The 14,700-nt window shown below is 65.8% G+C and carries 22 protein-coding genes; 1 reads left to right on the forward strand and 21 read right to left on the reverse strand.

The window, feature by feature from the left end:
- Nucleotides 1-3: 3 nt before the first annotated feature.
- The 16 genes from ACZ50N_RS23810 to ACZ50N_RS23885 form a co-directional block, all read right to left on the reverse strand.
- The gene (locus tag ACZ50N_RS23810; RefSeq protein WP_464473922.1) at nt 4-480 is read right to left on the reverse strand and encodes a hypothetical protein; all 477 of its coding nucleotides are present in this window, start codon (nt 478-480) and stop codon (nt 4-6) included.
- Nucleotides 423-1,013 (reverse strand): hypothetical protein, encoded by a 591-nt coding sequence (locus tag ACZ50N_RS23815; protein ID WP_464473923.1) that lies wholly within the window; start codon nt 1,011-1,013, stop codon nt 423-425. The genes ACZ50N_RS23810 and ACZ50N_RS23815 overlap by 58 nt, the downstream gene beginning before the upstream one ends.
- A gap of 96 nt (nt 1,014-1,109) precedes the next feature.
- A complete protein-coding gene (locus ACZ50N_RS23820) occupies nt 1,110-2,033 on the reverse strand; it encodes an Ig-like domain-containing protein (protein WP_464473924.1) in 924 nt (307 codons plus the stop codon).
- 19 nt (nt 2,034-2,052) lie between these two features.
- Nucleotides 2,053-2,550, reverse strand: coding sequence for a phage tail termination protein (locus ACZ50N_RS23825; RefSeq protein WP_464473925.1), 498 nt, complete (start codon nt 2,548-2,550; stop codon nt 2,053-2,055).
- The gene (locus ACZ50N_RS23830) at nt 2,547-2,906 is read right to left on the reverse strand and encodes a hypothetical protein (RefSeq protein WP_464473926.1); all 360 of its coding nucleotides are present in this window, start codon (nt 2,904-2,906) and stop codon (nt 2,547-2,549) included. The genes ACZ50N_RS23825 and ACZ50N_RS23830 overlap by 4 nt, the downstream gene beginning before the upstream one ends.
- Nucleotides 2,907-3,236: a hypothetical protein gene (locus tag ACZ50N_RS23835; RefSeq protein WP_464473927.1), complete on the reverse strand. Its 330-nt coding sequence runs from the start codon at nt 3,234-3,236 to the stop codon at nt 2,907-2,909. It lies immediately after the preceding gene.
- The gene (locus tag ACZ50N_RS23840; RefSeq protein ID WP_464473928.1) at nt 3,223-3,678 is read right to left on the reverse strand and encodes a hypothetical protein; all 456 of its coding nucleotides are present in this window, start codon (nt 3,676-3,678) and stop codon (nt 3,223-3,225) included. Before ACZ50N_RS23840 ends, ACZ50N_RS23835 begins: the two co-directional genes overlap by 14 nt.
- A gap of 3 nt (nt 3,679-3,681) precedes the next feature.
- Nucleotides 3,682-4,920 (reverse strand): SU10 major capsid protein, encoded by a 1,239-nt coding sequence (locus tag ACZ50N_RS23845; RefSeq protein WP_464473929.1) that lies wholly within the window; start codon nt 4,918-4,920, stop codon nt 3,682-3,684.
- A 9-nt stretch (nt 4,921-4,929) separates the two neighbouring features.
- Nucleotides 4,930-5,685 carry a hypothetical protein gene (locus ACZ50N_RS23850; RefSeq protein ID WP_464473930.1) on the reverse strand — a complete coding sequence of 252 codons (756 nt, stop codon included), beginning with the start codon at nt 5,683-5,685 and terminating at the stop codon, nt 4,930-4,932.
- A 54-nt stretch (nt 5,686-5,739) separates the two neighbouring features.
- On the reverse strand, nt 5,740-6,627 hold the full coding sequence (locus ACZ50N_RS23855) for a VG15 protein (RefSeq protein WP_464473931.1): 888 nt from the start codon (nt 6,625-6,627) through the stop codon (nt 5,740-5,742).
- The gene (locus ACZ50N_RS23860; RefSeq protein ID WP_464473932.1) at nt 6,584-8,131 is read right to left on the reverse strand and encodes a phage portal protein; all 1,548 of its coding nucleotides are present in this window, start codon (nt 8,129-8,131) and stop codon (nt 6,584-6,586) included. Before ACZ50N_RS23860 ends, ACZ50N_RS23855 begins: the two co-directional genes overlap by 44 nt.
- A gap of 16 nt (nt 8,132-8,147) precedes the next feature.
- Nucleotides 8,148-10,019, reverse strand: a complete 1,872-nt coding sequence (locus tag ACZ50N_RS23865; RefSeq protein ID WP_464473933.1) for a terminase large subunit domain-containing protein — start codon at nt 10,017-10,019, stop codon at nt 8,148-8,150.
- 190 nt (nt 10,020-10,209) lie between these two features.
- Nucleotides 10,210-10,635 (reverse strand): hypothetical protein, encoded by a 426-nt coding sequence (locus ACZ50N_RS23870; protein WP_464473934.1) that lies wholly within the window; start codon nt 10,633-10,635, stop codon nt 10,210-10,212.
- 59 nt (nt 10,636-10,694) lie between these two features.
- On the reverse strand, nt 10,695-10,997 hold the full coding sequence (locus ACZ50N_RS23875) for a hypothetical protein (protein WP_464473935.1): 303 nt from the start codon (nt 10,995-10,997) through the stop codon (nt 10,695-10,697).
- A 323-nt stretch (nt 10,998-11,320) separates the two neighbouring features.
- The gene (locus ACZ50N_RS23880; RefSeq protein WP_464473936.1) at nt 11,321-11,644 is read right to left on the reverse strand and encodes a hypothetical protein; all 324 of its coding nucleotides are present in this window, start codon (nt 11,642-11,644) and stop codon (nt 11,321-11,323) included.
- Nucleotides 11,641-11,862 carry a hypothetical protein gene (locus tag ACZ50N_RS23885; protein WP_464473937.1) on the reverse strand — a complete coding sequence of 74 codons (222 nt, stop codon included), beginning with the start codon at nt 11,860-11,862 and terminating at the stop codon, nt 11,641-11,643. Before ACZ50N_RS23885 ends, ACZ50N_RS23880 begins: the two co-directional genes overlap by 4 nt.
- Nucleotides 11,863-12,154: 292 nt before the next feature.
- Between ACZ50N_RS23885 and ACZ50N_RS23890 the strand changes: the two genes are divergently transcribed.
- Nucleotides 12,155-12,385 carry a hypothetical protein gene (locus tag ACZ50N_RS23890; RefSeq protein ID WP_464473938.1) on the forward strand — a complete coding sequence of 77 codons (231 nt, stop codon included), beginning with the start codon at nt 12,155-12,157 and terminating at the stop codon, nt 12,383-12,385.
- A 10-nt stretch (nt 12,386-12,395) separates the two neighbouring features.
- Here the strand turns inward: ACZ50N_RS23890 and ACZ50N_RS23895 are convergent, their stop codons facing one another.
- The 5 genes from ACZ50N_RS23895 to ACZ50N_RS23915 form a co-directional block, all read right to left on the reverse strand.
- Nucleotides 12,396-12,830 carry a hypothetical protein gene (locus ACZ50N_RS23895; protein ID WP_464473939.1) on the reverse strand — a complete coding sequence of 145 codons (435 nt, stop codon included), beginning with the start codon at nt 12,828-12,830 and terminating at the stop codon, nt 12,396-12,398.
- Between the two features lie 28 nt (nt 12,831-12,858).
- Nucleotides 12,859-13,023, reverse strand: coding sequence for a hypothetical protein (locus ACZ50N_RS23900; RefSeq protein ID WP_464473940.1), 165 nt, complete (start codon nt 13,021-13,023; stop codon nt 12,859-12,861).
- 77 nt (nt 13,024-13,100) lie between these two features.
- Nucleotides 13,101-13,535 carry a hypothetical protein gene (locus ACZ50N_RS23905; RefSeq protein ID WP_464473941.1) on the reverse strand — a complete coding sequence of 145 codons (435 nt, stop codon included), beginning with the start codon at nt 13,533-13,535 and terminating at the stop codon, nt 13,101-13,103.
- Nucleotides 13,536-13,608: 73 nt separating this feature from the next.
- Nucleotides 13,609-14,244, reverse strand: coding sequence for a DUF7341 domain-containing protein (locus ACZ50N_RS23910; protein ID WP_464473942.1), 636 nt, complete (start codon nt 14,242-14,244; stop codon nt 13,609-13,611).
- Nucleotides 14,241-14,552 (reverse strand): hypothetical protein, encoded by a 312-nt coding sequence (locus tag ACZ50N_RS23915; protein ID WP_464473943.1) that lies wholly within the window; start codon nt 14,550-14,552, stop codon nt 14,241-14,243. Before ACZ50N_RS23915 ends, ACZ50N_RS23910 begins: the two co-directional genes overlap by 4 nt.
- Nucleotides 14,553-14,700 lie beyond the last annotated feature (148 nt).

A 14,700-nucleotide genomic window follows, 5' to 3' on the forward strand; every position in this document is an offset into this window, starting at 1 on the left:
GGGTCACCCTCCCTTCAGTAGTGAGGCAATTCGGGCCAAACCGGTGGCCTTCTTCTGTTGACGAATGCGGTCAGCCGGCATCTCGGGACCCTCTATCGGGCGCAGCTCGACGCGGCCGATGATCCGGGTCTGCGCACGAACTTCGTTGGCCAGCATGTAGATCGCCTGCACCAGGCGGCTATGGCCTTCCAGGGGCGGTCGGGTCGACGGCTCGGTTTCGGCAAGCAGCTTCTCGAACTCCGGCAGGTATCTGTCGTCGTTCAGCTGGGCGGCGTAGAGCTTCGTTCCGGGCCTCTGAGCGACGGTCACGCAGTAGTTCAGGAACTGGTCCCATGGTCGATCACCACGAATCCAGTCACGTGCGTCCGTGCCGCCGAGCTCGGTGGCGAAATCGGCCTCGATCTGATCCCAGTAGTGCTCGATCAGGTCGAGGATGACGGCGCTTTTCCCGCTTCCTCCGCGTCGACGACCTGGCCGCATGTCCTGCAGGTGCCGTCCGGGGGCGGATTGACCCCGCGGCCACACCAGGAGTTGACGTCGGCTACGAAGTCGTCCCACAACTGGGGGTCCCAGTTCTCCGACAGCGCCATGATGTCGTCGTAGGCCGGGCCGAACAGTGCCTGCTGGTAGCGCTTCGACGCAGCGGCCGAGTCGGCGGCCAACTGTTCGGACTTCTCGTCGAATTTGTTCATGCGCTCGACCCACGTCGCCATCAGCGCATCGAACTCTGCGTTGAGCCGTTCGAACTCGGCCACCTGCTCGTCGGTCGCGTCGTCGGCCGGTGTGTTCGGCGGTCGGGGGGCGTCGTTGAGGCTGCTCAGCAGCGCGGCGGAACGTGCATTGCACGTCGTGATCTGCGCGTAGGCCTCGTTGAGTTCGTCGCGGCGCTTGCGGCCGGGGTGTTCGATGCTGATCTCGTCGGTGACCTGGTAGGGCTCGACGGGTGTCGTCTTGGCTGAGAGCTCCTGCAGCCGCGGCGACAGCGATCCGTAATCACGTCTCCTGGACGCCATTCGATGAACCTCATTCTGTTCGTCGGGGGTAGTTGGCGGGGTGCGGGGTGACCGGCTCGGTCGCCTGGGCCGAGCCGGCCACCTGGCATGTCTGAATCAGGCGACGACGGTGACTGTGACGGCGTCGGTGTGACCGCCGTAGGTGGCCGTGATCGTCGCCGTGCCGGTCGCGTGCGGGGTGACGAGGCCGCTGGCGCTGACGGTGGCCTTGGTCTCGTCGCTGGTGCCGTAGGACGCCTGCGCGGTCCGGTTCACGTTGTTGGAATCGGTGACCGTGATCTGCTGGGTCTGTGCGTCGGACAGGTCGAGGGTGACGGTGCCCGGGGTGGCGTCGATTCCGGTCAACGGGGTGCCGGTCGCGAAGCCGGTGTTGGTCACAGCGGACAGGTCCACCCAGCCCTCGCCGCAGATGCCGAAGATGACGGGGTCGATGCCGCCGCCCGGATCTTCGAAGGACAGCGAGACACCGAGGTTGTCGGTGTTGGAGTCCTTCATCTGCTGGTCCTGGCGGTCGCCGACGGTGGCCTTGTTGGCGACCCACCACTTGAAGATGTCCTTGCCGTTGAACGAATCCCAGGCGAGCAGCACCGCGCGCCACTGGATGTTGTAGGGCAGGTTCGGGATGTTGATCTTGATGCCGCCGGTCGTCGACACCGTCACCGCGGAGAGCGGGAAGCCCCACGCGTTCTGCAGGTTGATCAGCTTGGTTTCCTGCGGGGTGTAGGTGATCCCCTTCGCGGCTTCCGAGGCGATCTTGCGCGTCGGCGAGCCCTTGCCATGCGACTTGATGTCGTTGATGACCGGCTTGTTGGTCAGCGTGACGCCTTCGTCCTTGGTCCAGTTGCCGACCGTCTCGAAGGGGCTCGAGGCGCCGATCTTGGTGAGATCGAGCCCGCCGGTGTTGGATTCGAGGTTGAGGATCGGAGTGGTCCCCAGGTACGGAGCGAGCAGCACTGCGGCGTCCGCGGCGGCGAGCTCGAGGTCGGACTGACCGCCCTGCAGGAGAGAGATTCCGGACATGTTGCCTTCTTTCGTGTGGTTACAGGCCGAGGGCCTGGCGGTAGTTCGGTAGGCCCTTCGGGCGCCACGTGAAGAACTCGCAGGTGATCGGAACGAGCCTGTTGTCCTGCAACAGCTCTGGAATCAGTTGTGGTCCAACGACTTCGCCGGACAGTTGCAGCTTGTGCGGGGTGTCAGGCACGATCGCGGCCGCCTGCCCGTACCCCTCGTGAAGAACCTGGCGGACGAGCTCGATCAGCTCCCACGAGTCATCGCGGGACTTGCACAGCGCGGCGAACTGCACCCGCGGTTCGTCGCGCTTCTCAACCGGGTTGATCGCGCCGCCGGTGCGATAGATCCGCAGGTAACCGTTGCCGCCGGTCCCGAAAAATTCGGTTACCTTATCGGGTTTAGGTAACCAGTACGTCGGCGAGATACCCGACCCGTCGAGCACCCCGGAGAACGCTGTCTTGGCGAGGTTTTCGATGTTCGGGTAGCCGCCGGAGTACTCCGGGAAGCCGGGGAACGTCAGGCTCACAGGTAGCTCGCAATCGAGAGGATCTCCAGCACACGGTTGAGGTCGTGTGCGGGGTGTTGCTCGCCGACGACTTCGCCGTCGATCACGACGTCGGCGCCCATGTCGTGCGGCACCGCGCCTTCGTCGCCGAACGGGCCGCCGACGGTGAGTACGCCGATCCACCGGTCGCTCTTGGCGCCGCCCTTCTCGGTCGACGCCCGCGCCAGGCTGGCCATGCGCCCGGTCCGCTTGGCCACTTCCTCGCGGTAGAGCGCCTGGGCGAGCTCGGCGACCTCGAGCACGATGCCGCGCATCCGCATCGACAGCAGCGCCTCGCTGATCGCCGGGTTTGGGGCCGGGTAGACGAGGACGTCCACCTATCCCCCGCCGCCAGTCACGGTGAACGCAACCCACCCGAAGTCCTCACCGGTGAGGGCGTGGTCGTGATTGCCGCGTGGCCTGCCGACAACGGAGTACTTCACGCCGTCGTAGGGCAGGCGATCGCCGTGCTTGAGGTCATAGCCACGCGGGACGAAGATCGTGCCGCTCTGACTGAACCGAGAGCCTTTGCCATCCAACAGCGTTGGCGCGCTGAGCGAGACGACCATCGTGGTCGCCGGCAGATCCGTCCAGTCGGGGTTGCCGTCCTCGCCGTTGTCCCGCTCGGGGGTGACGGGGATCGCGAACCGCGGCTCAAGAACTGGCATCGGTCTGCGCTGAGGGCTGGTTGTTCCACGGCTCGGCCGGCACCCGCACGTTCGACGACAACGTCAACGAGCCGCCGCGCTGGCCGGTCCTGCCGGCCAGACGGTCCTTCTCGTAGGCGGTGAGGTACAGGTTGCCCATCGGGTTGACGTAGTTGTTCGTCTCCGATGCGGACTGGTCGGCCATCGCCCGGCTGAGGGTGGTGGCCGAGACGCCCTCGCGATCGCCGGCGGCCATGGCCCGCTTGACCATGTCCATCGACACCTGTGCGCAGATGTTCGGGTCGAACTCCTCGAAACCGGGTTGTTCGTTGATGAGCTGAGCTGCCCAACCCAGCAGGTTCGTGGCACGAGCCTGCTCGGCGGACGACAGCAGCCGCCCCCAGTACGCCGCGAGTAGCGCGGCGTCGGCGTACGGGTCGGGCAGCTCGAGCTCAATGGCCATCGGTCAGGCCACCGCCAGGCCGCGCAGCACGCCGTGGGCGCGCTCGCTGCCGTACTTGAGGCCGATCTCGCCGTAGATCTGCGTCTTGTCGGCCGAGCCGGTCTTGGCCAGCTCTTCCTCGAACAGGACGCCCTTACCCGGCTTGAGCAGGAACACGGGATCGATCTGTTCCATGGACGCCGCGACGATGCAGTCCTTGGGCAGAGCGCGCTCGACGACGATGTTGAGATCGCCGAAGTCGGTGGTGATGCGATCGACAGCGACGCCGCCCACGGTGTGGCCGGTCGAGGTGCCCAGGGCACCGTTGACGTTCGACCCGTAGGACGTGGCGTAGGCCTTGGTGATCCGAGTCTTCTGGATCGAGGGCACGAACAGCGTGCGCGTTGCACCCTGCACCAGGCCGCCGTTGTCGAAGATGCCCTGAACGAACGCGTTGATCGCGTCGGTCGTGATCCCGACCGAGCCGCTGCCGGAGGACCGCACGTACTTCACGTTGGCGGTGCCGACGGTGATCGCGGCGCCGCCGGGGGTGGCCGCGACCTTGAACGTGCCCGAGGCCGAGTTGACGACGTAGTAGGTGCGGTCGACGCGCAGCGCGGTGGACTCGCCGACGTCGGTGAACGTGACCTGGTCACCGTTGGTCAGGCCGTTGGAGGCCGACGTGATGGTGTCGGTCGCGGCCGTCGCGGAGACCTCGGTCGTGCCCGTGGCCATCACCTTGTTGGTGCTGATCACCGACAACAGGCCACCGGTCTGGCGGGCTGTGGTGTTGTCGGCCGGCACGTTCTTCTTGCCGTGCCAGAACGAGTAGTTCACGTCCCGCGCGATCTGAGTGAGCGCCTGGGTGACCTGCCAGGTGTGCTCGTTGATGATGGGGTTACCCATCCCGAGACCGTCGGCGGTGTTGTACGGGGCGGCCTGGGTCGTGGCCAGCTGTCCGGGGGTGGACTGCTTGGTGTAGCTGGTGGCCACCGTCTCGTGGAAGATCTGGACCACGTTCTTGACGTTGCCACGGACCCGCTCTTCCGGGTTGGGTGCGTCGGCGCCCTCGAGGCGGGGTCGAATGGCCGGCTCGCGCAGATCGAAGGTCTGCCATTCGAACTCGGTCGACGTGGCCTGCTTGCCGCCACCCAGGCCGCCGGCCATCGACAGCAAGGGGGTGTCGATGGGGGTCAGCCCGAACAGTTCGCCGTGGTAGTTGGGCAGATTGAATGTGGTACCGATTCCGGTGACTCCGGACATGACGGTCTCCTAACTCTTGTTGAGCAGCTGCTGTTGCTTGAGTGCGATCGATGTCGCGAAGTCGCCGCGGTCCTGCGCGGCCTTGATCTGCGCGTCCAGCGCGCTCGCCTGGCCAGCACCTGACTGACCTTGCGCGGGATTCGGGGTGAAGCCACCGGGTGCCGGCGGATGCTGACCGCCTGGCTGCGCCACCAGGAACGGTTTGTCGGCTGCCAGCTTGTCGAGTGCCGCAGTGATCTTCGCGGCGTCGATCGTGTCGCCCTCGACGAAGCCAGACACGTCGCCGATCAGCGCCAGCGCGGTCTCGGTGTCGACGAACCTGCCCGCGGCCATGGCGGTGACAGTCGAACGCACCGCCTGGGTGCGCCACGTGTCGCCGCGAGAGTTGGCCTGGGACAGCTGCTCACTCAAGCGCTCGTTGTCACTGAGCGATGCCTGGCGCAGTCGTTCGTGCTCGGCAAGTACCGGCTGCGCGGCCGCTAGTTGCTGGTTCAGCTGATCTTTGTCGCCGCGAAGGTTCTGGATGAGGTTCCACGCCTTCTGCGGGTCGAAGTCGGTGTCGGAACCCCACGGCGGCTGCTGGCCGGCGGCCGGAGGCTGAGGGGCCGGCGGCGGTGTCTGGGGCGCTTCGGGCTGTTGCTGGGTGCCGGCCGCCGGCGCCTGTGGTGCGGCGGGCGGGGCTTGCTGCTGCGCGGCGGCCGCGGCAGCCTGCTGGGCGCCGGGCATGCTCATCGGAGTCGGAGCGGGCTGGTTGGGGAATGTCATGCTCGAGTGCCTCCTGGGCAATCACGCGCCGTCCACCTCGGGCGGCGGGGGTCTTCACCTCACGCCGTAGAGCTGGCGCATGGACGCGAGGATCTTTTTGGTGTCGCTGCTGGACCCGGCATCCGCGGATGCCTTGTAGTACATGTCCTGGTAGTCGGTGAACCTTGGGGACACGTCCCACTCGTTCTGACCGGGGAACAGGGGAACGGGCTCGCAGTCACATTTGTTGTGGTACTTCCGGCCGAGTGGCGTCTTACCGGTGACCGATGCGGTCGGCGTGCGACCTCGGCCGGTGGTCACATGGATGTTGCGCCCCTCGGCTTCTGACCACTGCACGGAGTTGGCGCCGTAGCCGGAAAATCCGACATCGATTGCGCGAGAGGCCAACATGATGCAGAAGCCACAGGTTTTGTCGCCGCGGGGCACCCGAATGTAGACCGGGTTGGCAGCGTCTTCCGCGGCGTTGAGCGCGATGGTGTCGCGGCCTGCTTGCAGGACGTGGCGTTGCAGCTTCTGCTCGAGCCGCGCGGGTACTCGCTGATCGACTGGAAGCTCGCTCGTCACGTTCACGTGGTCGGCGTCGTGGCTGTGGTCGTCGAGCTCGACGATATGGATTCCGCGGAATGCACCAGCGACGGCCTCGTTGAGCAGCTCGGCCGCCGGTGGCGGCGCGACAGTCGCGCGGTAACTCGTCCGGAGGGCCTGTTGAGCGCGGATGGTGTCGTAGAAGCGTGCCGCCGCGGTGGCGGCGGTTCGGCCTCGTTGGGTCACGATCGTCCGGTACAGCCGCTGCACCGTGCCGAGTCCCTCCGGCGACTCCCAGTCCACCCTCGGCCACACAGATCTCAGGTCGCGGGCCGCGAGCGCAGCAATGGCGGCGTTGCGCTGCGCCTGCTGCTCAACTGCTGGCGACGACACCATTACGACGCTGCTGCAGCCCATTCAGGGCCGCCGGTTGTTCTCCGTCGAGCGGCTGCTGAGCCGTCGTCTTCACACCGGCGAGCAATTGCTGGTCGAGCGCCTCGCCACGGTAGCGATCGCGATCTGCGGTGATGCGGCTGCGCTGCACCGGGGTCCAGCCGCACGCGGCCAGGGCGTCGTCGGAGTCGGGAGAGATCATCCCGGCGTTGACCTGAGTGGTGACCGTGACCGCATCGGCGTTCGGCGTCGGTATCGTTGGGCGCGCCCAGTCCGACTCGAGGCGCTCCAGCTCTGCGGGAAGTTCCTCGCCTTTACGAGACTTGCTGATGCGCAACACCATTCGCGCCCAGTCCTCCCAGACATTGCCGAACTGAGTGATCAGCCGCTCGGCACGCTTCATCAGCCGATAGTCACCCTTGGTAATCGCGTCGGCCGACGTCGGGTTGCCATCCGAGACGATGCCCAGATAGTCGAGTGGGATCGCAGCGTGACCCGAGAACACCGACGCCTGGTGATCGATGAACTTGATGAGCCCCGACGGGTCCTGGCCCTGCTGCACGAACACCTCGGGAAGGACACCGTTCTGATCGGCTTCCAGCGTCGACAGGCGACCCACGAAAGTCTCGAACGCCGTGGCCGGCGATCCATCCGGACGACGCAGATCGTCAGCCTTGACGCCGAGCAGCCACAACTTCATAGCGGCGAAGAACTCCGCGGCGACCTCGTTGCGGACGACGCCGCGGGCTGCACGGTCCTGGGTGTTGCGCCACGACGGCGCGATCTCCGAAGTGCCGTAGCGGTTCAACGCTGTCGGGTTGTTGGCGAACATCAGCACGGGCACGAAGCCCATCCCGTGATCGTTGCGATCGTAGACTTCCCAGCCCTGCTGGCCTGAGATCAATTGCACTGTGGCCGAGCGTGTGTAGAGCGTTGCGCGTTGGCGCGCGTAGGTCTCGGATCCGGGGTCGGTGTCGATGAACGTTTGGTAGGCCGACGACACCTCGCGGGCACGGGCATCCCAGACCGCGGTCATGTTCAGTGGCGACTCGATGGTGGTCAGCGGCACATCGCTGTCGGCCTGGACGCCGACCACGGCAAATCCGGCGTGGTAAGTCAGTGCGTCGTCGTGCACCAGTGTGGACTCGGCGTCGAGATCGTTGGCTTGCCAGATCAACTGCAGATCGTCATCCACGGTTGTCTTGCCGGGCATCCGGAATCCCTGCAGGGTCAGCCGCTCGGAGCGGGCCGCCAGGGCGGCGCCGCACCATCCCATCACGGCTCGCAATGGCTCCACTTCGGGCGGGATCGCGATCCCCAGCGACGTCACGGTGTTCATTCCGTCGGCGTACATCTTCGATAGGTCCAACGCTGCCCGACGCTTGGGGTCGAGAAGCTGCATGGACAGGAAGTTCATGATCCGACGTTCGGTATCGGACAGGCTGAGATCTTGGCCGGCGGGCGCGTACAAGGTCATCGGCATCAGGGCCGCCGAATCGAGAGCGGGCAGCGCGGCGGGTCCGGTCACGCGTTCTCCGATCTCGTCATTGCAGGGTGGTCACTCGGCCGGTGCCGGGTGCGCGGCCCTTGGCGGGCGCCTGGGCGTGGAACTGGTGCCACATCATGCGGGCGCCGACCATGCACACCGCCCAGTCGACCTTCTTGCGGGACTCGCGGTGTTCTTTGCCGATCGCCACACCGAACTTGTTCGGCCGGCGCCTCGCGTTGAGCACGTGCTGGCGGGCAATCACGCCCTTGCCGCCCACGTTGGGCTGTGGGCACGTGTGGAACAGCGGCGTCGGTGAGGGGCCGATGACGACGCCCTCGTCGTCCTTCTCGCCGACCATGTCAGTCAGGGCGCGTTCGCAGCCCTCGGTGAACTCGCGAAGCTTCTGCTCATCGCGCATGTCCCAGATGACAGCGTGTGCGTGTCGTCTGCCGGGCTTCACCGCGGGAAAGCGGGATAGCGGGCGTTGGTAGTCCTTGGCGATGCCGTCGCAGTAGGGCTCCCAGAACCGCTCTCCGGTCTCGGTGTCACGAGCGTCGGAGGGGTCGAACCAGAAGCCGTGCACGTCGAAGGTGTCGAGTGCTTCCCTCAGCTCTCGGTCGACCAGTCCGCGGTTGACCGGAATGATGATGTCCCTGCCGCTGGGGCCGGGCACCTTGGTGGGCATCCACACACCGATCGGGAAGACCAGGCCATCGCTGATGCGCACGCCGGCCGCCGCGGTGTGGTCGTCTGACTTCGATCCGTCGCCGAAGATCAGGACCGGTTCGCCGGCCGCCGGCCATTCCTCGCGGTAGAGCGGATCGAACTCTTGCGGCGACACCCACTGGTCAGCCGCGGCGATGATCTGGTTGTACCACTTGCGTCGAGACTCGCTCGGCGTGTTCGAACCTGTCGCGATCGAGTCCGTCATAGCCGGGATGTTGAGCCAGGTCGAGTCGCCGCACACCGACTCGAGGACCTCCGGTGCGTCTTCGTAGGTCAGCGGCGCCTCGGGGTGTGCCTCCAGGCTGTCCATGAGCATCCTGACGGCGGTGAACTTGGCCTGCCGGTCCTCGGTGTCCTGGGTGGCTTCCCAGGCCTCACGGACGCGTTCAGCGACGCTGTCTTGGCCGGGGCGGAAGGCGTTCTGGATGTCGAGCATCCGGCCAACGCCGCCCTCGATCTTGGTGACATTGCCGTCGAGCGCGCCGGCAAGCTCGTGCCCCTGGTTGCTGTCGTTCCAGTTCTGCGGCTCGTTGCGGATCACCTGGGTCGGGCGGTTGCCCTCGAGCGCCAGGAAGTTCGACGCAAGCGCCTGGATCTGCCGCGTATCGCCCAGACCCCACACGTTGCGGCGGCCGATCTGAATGCCGAACCGGGCCTTGGTCTCCGGCTTGAGCATGATCGGGAACATCTTCATCGTGTTCTGCGTCTGCTCGGTCGACACGGCGGCAATCTGCACCCACGCCGCGTGCTCTTCGTGGCCGACCGGTTCCCCATCGTCGTCCCAGTGGTCGAACGTCGTTGGGGCAAAGGCCTTCGCGCAGGCGATCGCGCACGCCATCGGGTCCTTGCCGTGGCCCTTCAGTCGCTGGAACACCGCAGTGCGGAACAGCAGCTGGCCGAACTCGTCGAGCGACTCGTAATGCAGGATGAACCGCGCCTGCTCAGGAGTGAACTGCCAGTCCTGGCCCTTCGAGTCGCGCAGCCAGTACCCGCACCAGCCGAGCAGCTCCCAGCCCATCGTGTGCTCGGGCAGGTTCCATCCTCGAGTCGGGTCCCAGTCCCACGTTGGGCCAATGCGTATCGGCTCCCACTGAAACTGCCTGGGCGGCGCAACCTTCGGCAGGGTCTCGCGGTACCAGTTCGTGATGTGGCTGTAGTCGTGCTGCTTGATCAGAGCAGTGGACGAAACAGCCCTCGCCATCAGCCGAGGGACAGTTCTGCAGCCCAGCGGCCGGACTCGCCCTCTAACACCCACCGCACATGCCGCACGCTCATGATCGGTACGTCGAGGTCGAGGGCGACGCTCTCGCCTACAGCGGGCACCTGTGGCATGGACGTGTGCACGGTGACTTCGGGTGCTCGAGGCGGATACCAGGTGAGCGCGACGGGGATCATCCGGTCTTGCCCCAGCGGGACTGGGCTGCGTTGCGGGCAGCTGTCGATCGAGGGCCTTCGCCGGCGCCAGCATCGTCGTCGGGCAGCTTGATCTTCGAGAGCAGGTTGGCATAGCACTGGCGATGCTGACGCAGCTCTGAGATGAGCGGGTTGGCGGCGGGTTGGCCCATCGATCCGCGGACGATGAATCCTCGAGTGTCGTTGCGGAACTCTTCATCGATGGCTGCGATCAGGTCAGCCTCACGGCATGCCTCGGCCAGGATGTGAAGCTCATCGGGGCGAAGGACGTACTTGACCGGGCCGGTGCCCGAGCCGGCGATCTGCTTCCACAGCGCACGGCCGGGTCCGTCCTTGCGGCCGATCCTCTTGAGGTCGGCGGGCGGCGGCGGTGCCTTGGGCGGTGCTTCGTCGGTGTCGGTCATCGGTGGTCCTCCTGGAACCGTGGGATGGTGAGTCGGCGTCCTGGCCGACTACGGGGGATCTATGACCGAGGAGGCCAGGACCAGGTGCCCGGTTCGGATGCCTCGGAGAACGGGATGGCGTACTCGCGGTAGTCACCGCCGAGCCCGTGCACGAGCAGGTCCACTGTCGTGTCGTCGGGCAGCTCGGGCACCAGTGCTTCGGGTCGGCCCTTGCCGGACAGGGTGCCGTCGGGGCTCGGTCCCCAACGCTCGATGACGTCAAGGTTGGTCGTGTCCCGGGTGCGCAGCACGATGGCCGGCGAGACAATGCCGTCGCCGATCTTCGAGTGGTAGTGCACGATGCGGCCGACGGTCGGATTCATGTGACTGGGTATCCCTTCGGAAGGTAGGGCGGGGGTAGGGGGTGACCCCCAAGGGGCCGGTCGCCGCCCGAGATGCCATAGCAACCACGCTGCTGCATGCGAACTCACCCGGCTTTTCGTTCAGCACCAACACAATCCACCGAAGGTGATTCGAAACCTGCAGGTGCTTCAATCAGGCTCCGGACCGCTCAGGCCCGCCTCGGGCGCACCCTGAGAAGCGCGATCGCAACGTAGGGGGTGCGAACCGTACAGCCAAGCGGTACCGCCGTGCTCTCCACAGTGGCGAGACGAGTCATATTCCGGCGGGAACAGCCTGCATGCGGTCACGAGTTCCGCCGGCCCGGGTGAGGTTCGCGATCGCGGTAGCGCTTCGACAGCGATCCGCGGGTAGCTCGTGCTCGAGCGATGCCGGCGGTGCGCTGCTCCTCGGTCTTGTGGTCGTGACAGGGCTCGCAGACGCCCTGGACTTCGGCGGCCGAGCGCACGGCCGTGCGCTGCTGACCGTGGGCGGCCAAACCGTCGGGGTGGTCGAACTCGTCGATGCGTCCGGTGCAGATCCCGGGGTACTGCAACCGGCAGGTCTGGTCGCGGCGCCGAACCTGATCTTTGATCCGCTTCGGGATCGTCGAGCCCTGGCCCCAGGTCATTTGTCGCCGCGCTGTTGGCCGGGCCAGCGACCGAACACGCGGTGGTAGTACTCGGCGGCCAGGCCCTTGGCGATGTGTTCGGAGACGTGCTCGCGCAGCAGTGCAACGAGCGTGGTGTACGGGTGCGGGCTGTTGGCCCATTTCGCGCGGCCTTCGCCGACGGTCCAGTAGCGGTTGATCGCGGCGGATGGTCCGACGCCTGGCGAGGTATCAGGCATGGATTCTGCTCCTGAGACGGAGAAGCGCCACCGTGGTTTTTGACACACGTGTAGCGCGTCGCCCACTATGCACGACGTTTCGACTGGTCGCAAGCATTCGCGTCGACACGCGGCGTGTCATGGTCCGGTGCGGGAACCGATGGGGGCGCTCGTGCGTCCAACCATGCGTGCGTGATCTGGACGGCATCGACGCGGAGTTGCGTATCGTGGCGGCCGTGCGTTGGGCCATCCGCGAGCACGGCCAAGAGCCAGGTGACAGGCAGCTTGACGAGCTACTCGATGAGCGGTTGCGATGCCGCAACACGTGACGCGCGTGGTGGTCACCGAACTGGCTCCCGACGATCTCAGCACGGAACCGTTCCTGGTCGAGTGGACAGTCGAGGTCCGTGGCCGCGATCAAAACGGCCGGCACCGACACGACTCTCGGGCAGCCGCACGCCGGCATGTCAGCGGGCTGCTCTCCGACATGAAGCCGGGAATGACTCGGGATCAAGTACTCGCGGTCGTGCACCGGCAGGTGTGATGCCTTTCGGTCAACCGACGCGGAAACCGGCGTGGCACGCCGCAGCTTGGAGGAACGGCAGGATGTCGCTGTCGATTTCAGGCCGCCCGCGTTGTTTCCATAGTTGCAACGCTGAGTGGCACTCGATCTGCGTGACCCACCAATCGTCGTTGCTGCCGCACAGCTTGTAGACCGCGATGCCGGGTCGTTCGTCCCACGTGTTGCGCAGGTATGCAAGTTCTGCGGCGGCGTATTCGTCCGCTCCTGGTCCGCGCCACCGTTGCAGATCACCATCCCACTCGATGGTCGATGGTGCGCGCGGGGCAGGTGGCTTGGCGGCTCGCGGCCAGTAGCCCATGCCTGCCTCGACCAACTGCTCAGCCAGTGCTCTACCGCCAAATATGTTGCGGCGCAGATACGAGTGCTCACACTCGACGGCGTCGCCCTGTTTGTCCACGACGTACATGTCGTAACCCACGAAACGGAAACCTCTCTTATGTCTGGCCGGAAGCGAGCGGGTTGCGTGCGACGACGCGCTCAGCCACCCCGAGCAGGTGCTCGGGCCGATCGGTTGGGTATCCGGCTTGTAACATGTAGTGCGCCATGCAGTCCGCCTGGTCTTCTCCGACCACCACCACGCCGTTGATGTTGGCCGTCATCTTCGGTACCCAGTCGGGTGGATGGTCGGTCCCACAGCCGACGAACCGACACTCACAGCCCTGATGAATACAAGCCATCAGAGAATTCCTTCGACGCCGGTGAGGTCGTAGCAGACGAGGCCGGTGACCGGAAAGAATGGCCGCCAGTCGGGTGCGCGGTACGAGCAGTCGATCGGCCTGTGATCAGCGCAGCCGCAGCAGTGCATGAAGCCGTCCTCACCGGGCGAGTAGTACTCGAAGCCCCAGCCGTCACCGCCCGGTGCGGTTCGGCAGGCCAGGACGGCTATGCCACGCGAGTCCATAATCGGAACGTCGGGTGAGACACCGATCTGGTTGAGCTTCTCGGCGTGGTCGTGCAACTGCTCTTCGGTGTCGAACATGATGAGCCGCGGCGTGACGCTGAGCGGATGAGTGTGGACGGTCACTGGCTGGTTCCTTTCGCCGATAATGTTGCGGTACGTCAGGCTGGCTGCGCGCACGATGCGCGGTCGCAGTGGTCGCCAGCGCTGCATCCTGGGCAGACGCACTCGCATGGGCCGTCGCCGGGTTGCGCGCCAAAGATCGCTTGCAGGAGTTCTTCTGGTGTCACTCGAGTACTCCCGCGGGCAGGGGCATGTTCAGCTGCTTGCAGAGATCTACGAATTGCTCTGGTGCCCAGTAGGCCTCGCACTCCGGGTTCTGGCAGGTGCAGCCGGTGTCGACGCTGATCTGCAGTGCGGGTGTGCGGACGAGCTCACCGGCGCTGTCGCGGACGTGGACGGTCTCGGCGCCGCACGTGGGGCATGGGGCGTGGAGGGGGCGGACGTGGTCATGGTTGAGCAGCTGGTCGATGTCGTCGGCCCAGGCGTTGATGATGCTGGTCTTGCGGCGCAGCTCGCGGATCTTGTCGGGTGTCCAGGGTTGGGCGGCCAGCCGGCGGAGGCCGGTCATGCCGCCGGCGCCTGTCCAGATCAAGATCATGGTGTCGATGTTCTGGTGCTGTTCGACGGCGTCGACCCATACCGGTGGGAGTGATCGGGGGTGGCTGCCGTTGCGGCTTCCCTGCTGTCCTGCAAGCGATGTGACGAGTTGGTCGTACAGGCCGGGGGTGCGGATGTAGGTGTTGTTGACGTAGGCGTCGCTGGGGGCGATGAGACGGTCGATCGCGGTGCGCAGGTCGCGGATCGCGGCCAACAGCCAGGGCTTCTGGGTGCGGGGCTTCTCGGCCGGTTGAGTGATCATCCGCGCATCCCAGCGAGCAGCTCGGCGATGGTCTCGTCGTCGTAGGCGGGATCGATCCCGGCAGCCTGGGTGGCGCGTCCGTTCTCCCACTCGACGACGGCAAGCGCCCTCTGCAATCGCACCCACGCCATCTCGAGCTCGTCGTCGTTCGTCAGCAGCAGAAACCGTTCGACCTGGCGCTGCGTCCACGCGACAGTGGCATCGATCAGCTCTGCAATCGCGGCGGCACGGTCGAAAGTTCGTCGTGGCGTGAAAACGCGTATCGCGCCGGTGAAGTACTCCTGCGGGTAGAGAGCCGGGTTATCCATCGGTGTCCTTCGAGATGCGTTGTGAACAAGGGATTCTGCGGAGAGCTCCCGACGGGTGCCGACAGTACTCGAAAGCGTCGGTGCCGCAGCCTGGGCAGGGCAAATGCATGTCAGCATCGGCGTAGGCCTCGACGACGGGGCCCTGGGC

Source organism: Mycolicibacterium obuense (assembly GCF_055397605.1).

Excerpts from the sequence above, each read along its gene's own strand:
- ACZ50N_RS23840 (WP_464473928.1), bottom strand. The coding sequence starts at position 3,678 with ATGGCCATTGAGCTCGAGCTGCCCGACCCGTACGCCGACGCCGCGCTA.
- ACZ50N_RS23890 (WP_464473938.1), top strand. The coding sequence starts at position 12,155 with ATGCCGCAACACGTGACGCGCGTGGTGGTCACCGAACTGGCTCCCGAC.
- ACZ50N_RS23820 (WP_464473924.1), bottom strand. The coding sequence starts at position 2,033 with ATGTCCGGAATCTCTCTCCTGCAGGGCGGTCAGTCCGACCTCGAGCTC.
- ACZ50N_RS23875 (WP_464473935.1), bottom strand. The coding sequence starts at position 10,997 with ATGAATCCGACCGTCGGCCGCATCGTGCACTACCACTCGAAGATCGGC.
- ACZ50N_RS23815 (WP_464473923.1), bottom strand. The coding sequence starts at position 1,013 with ATGGCGTCCAGGAGACGTGATTACGGATCGCTGTCGCCGCGGCTGCAG.
- ACZ50N_RS23835 (WP_464473927.1), bottom strand. The coding sequence starts at position 3,236 with ATGCCAGTTCTTGAGCCGCGGTTCGCGATCCCCGTCACCCCCGAGCGG.
- ACZ50N_RS23915 (WP_464473943.1), bottom strand. The coding sequence starts at position 14,552 with ATGGATAACCCGGCTCTCTACCCGCAGGAGTACTTCACCGGCGCGATA.
- ACZ50N_RS23850 (WP_464473930.1), bottom strand. The coding sequence starts at position 5,685 with ATGACATTCCCCAACCAGCCCGCTCCGACTCCGATGAGCATGCCCGGC.
- ACZ50N_RS23880 (WP_464473936.1), bottom strand. The coding sequence starts at position 11,644 with ATGACCTGGGGCCAGGGCTCGACGATCCCGAAGCGGATCAAAGATCAG.
- ACZ50N_RS23845 (WP_464473929.1), bottom strand. The coding sequence starts at position 4,920 with ATGTCCGGAGTCACCGGAATCGGTACCACATTCAATCTGCCCAACTAC.
- ACZ50N_RS23900 (WP_464473940.1), bottom strand. The coding sequence starts at position 13,023 with ATGACGGCCAACATCAACGGCGTGGTGGTGGTCGGAGAAGACCAGGCG.
- ACZ50N_RS23895 (WP_464473939.1), bottom strand. The coding sequence starts at position 12,830 with ATGTACGTCGTGGACAAACAGGGCGACGCCGTCGAGTGTGAGCACTCG.
- ACZ50N_RS23905 (WP_464473941.1), bottom strand. The coding sequence starts at position 13,535 with ATGCAGCGCTGGCGACCACTGCGACCGCGCATCGTGCGCGCAGCCAGC.
- ACZ50N_RS23810 (WP_464473922.1), bottom strand. The coding sequence starts at position 480 with ATGCGGCCAGGTCGTCGACGCGGAGGAAGCGGGAAAAGCGCCGTCATC.
- ACZ50N_RS23870 (WP_464473934.1), bottom strand. The coding sequence starts at position 10,635 with ATGACCGACACCGACGAAGCACCGCCCAAGGCACCGCCGCCGCCCGCC.
- ACZ50N_RS23910 (WP_464473942.1), bottom strand. The coding sequence starts at position 14,244 with ATGATCACTCAACCGGCCGAGAAGCCCCGCACCCAGAAGCCCTGGCTG.
- ACZ50N_RS23855 (WP_464473931.1), bottom strand. The coding sequence starts at position 6,627 with ATGGGCTGCAGCAGCGTCGTAATGGTGTCGTCGCCAGCAGTTGAGCAG.
- ACZ50N_RS23885 (WP_464473937.1), bottom strand. The coding sequence starts at position 11,862 with ATGCCTGATACCTCGCCAGGCGTCGGACCATCCGCCGCGATCAACCGC.
- ACZ50N_RS23865 (WP_464473933.1), bottom strand. The coding sequence starts at position 10,019 with ATGGCGAGGGCTGTTTCGTCCACTGCTCTGATCAAGCAGCACGACTAC.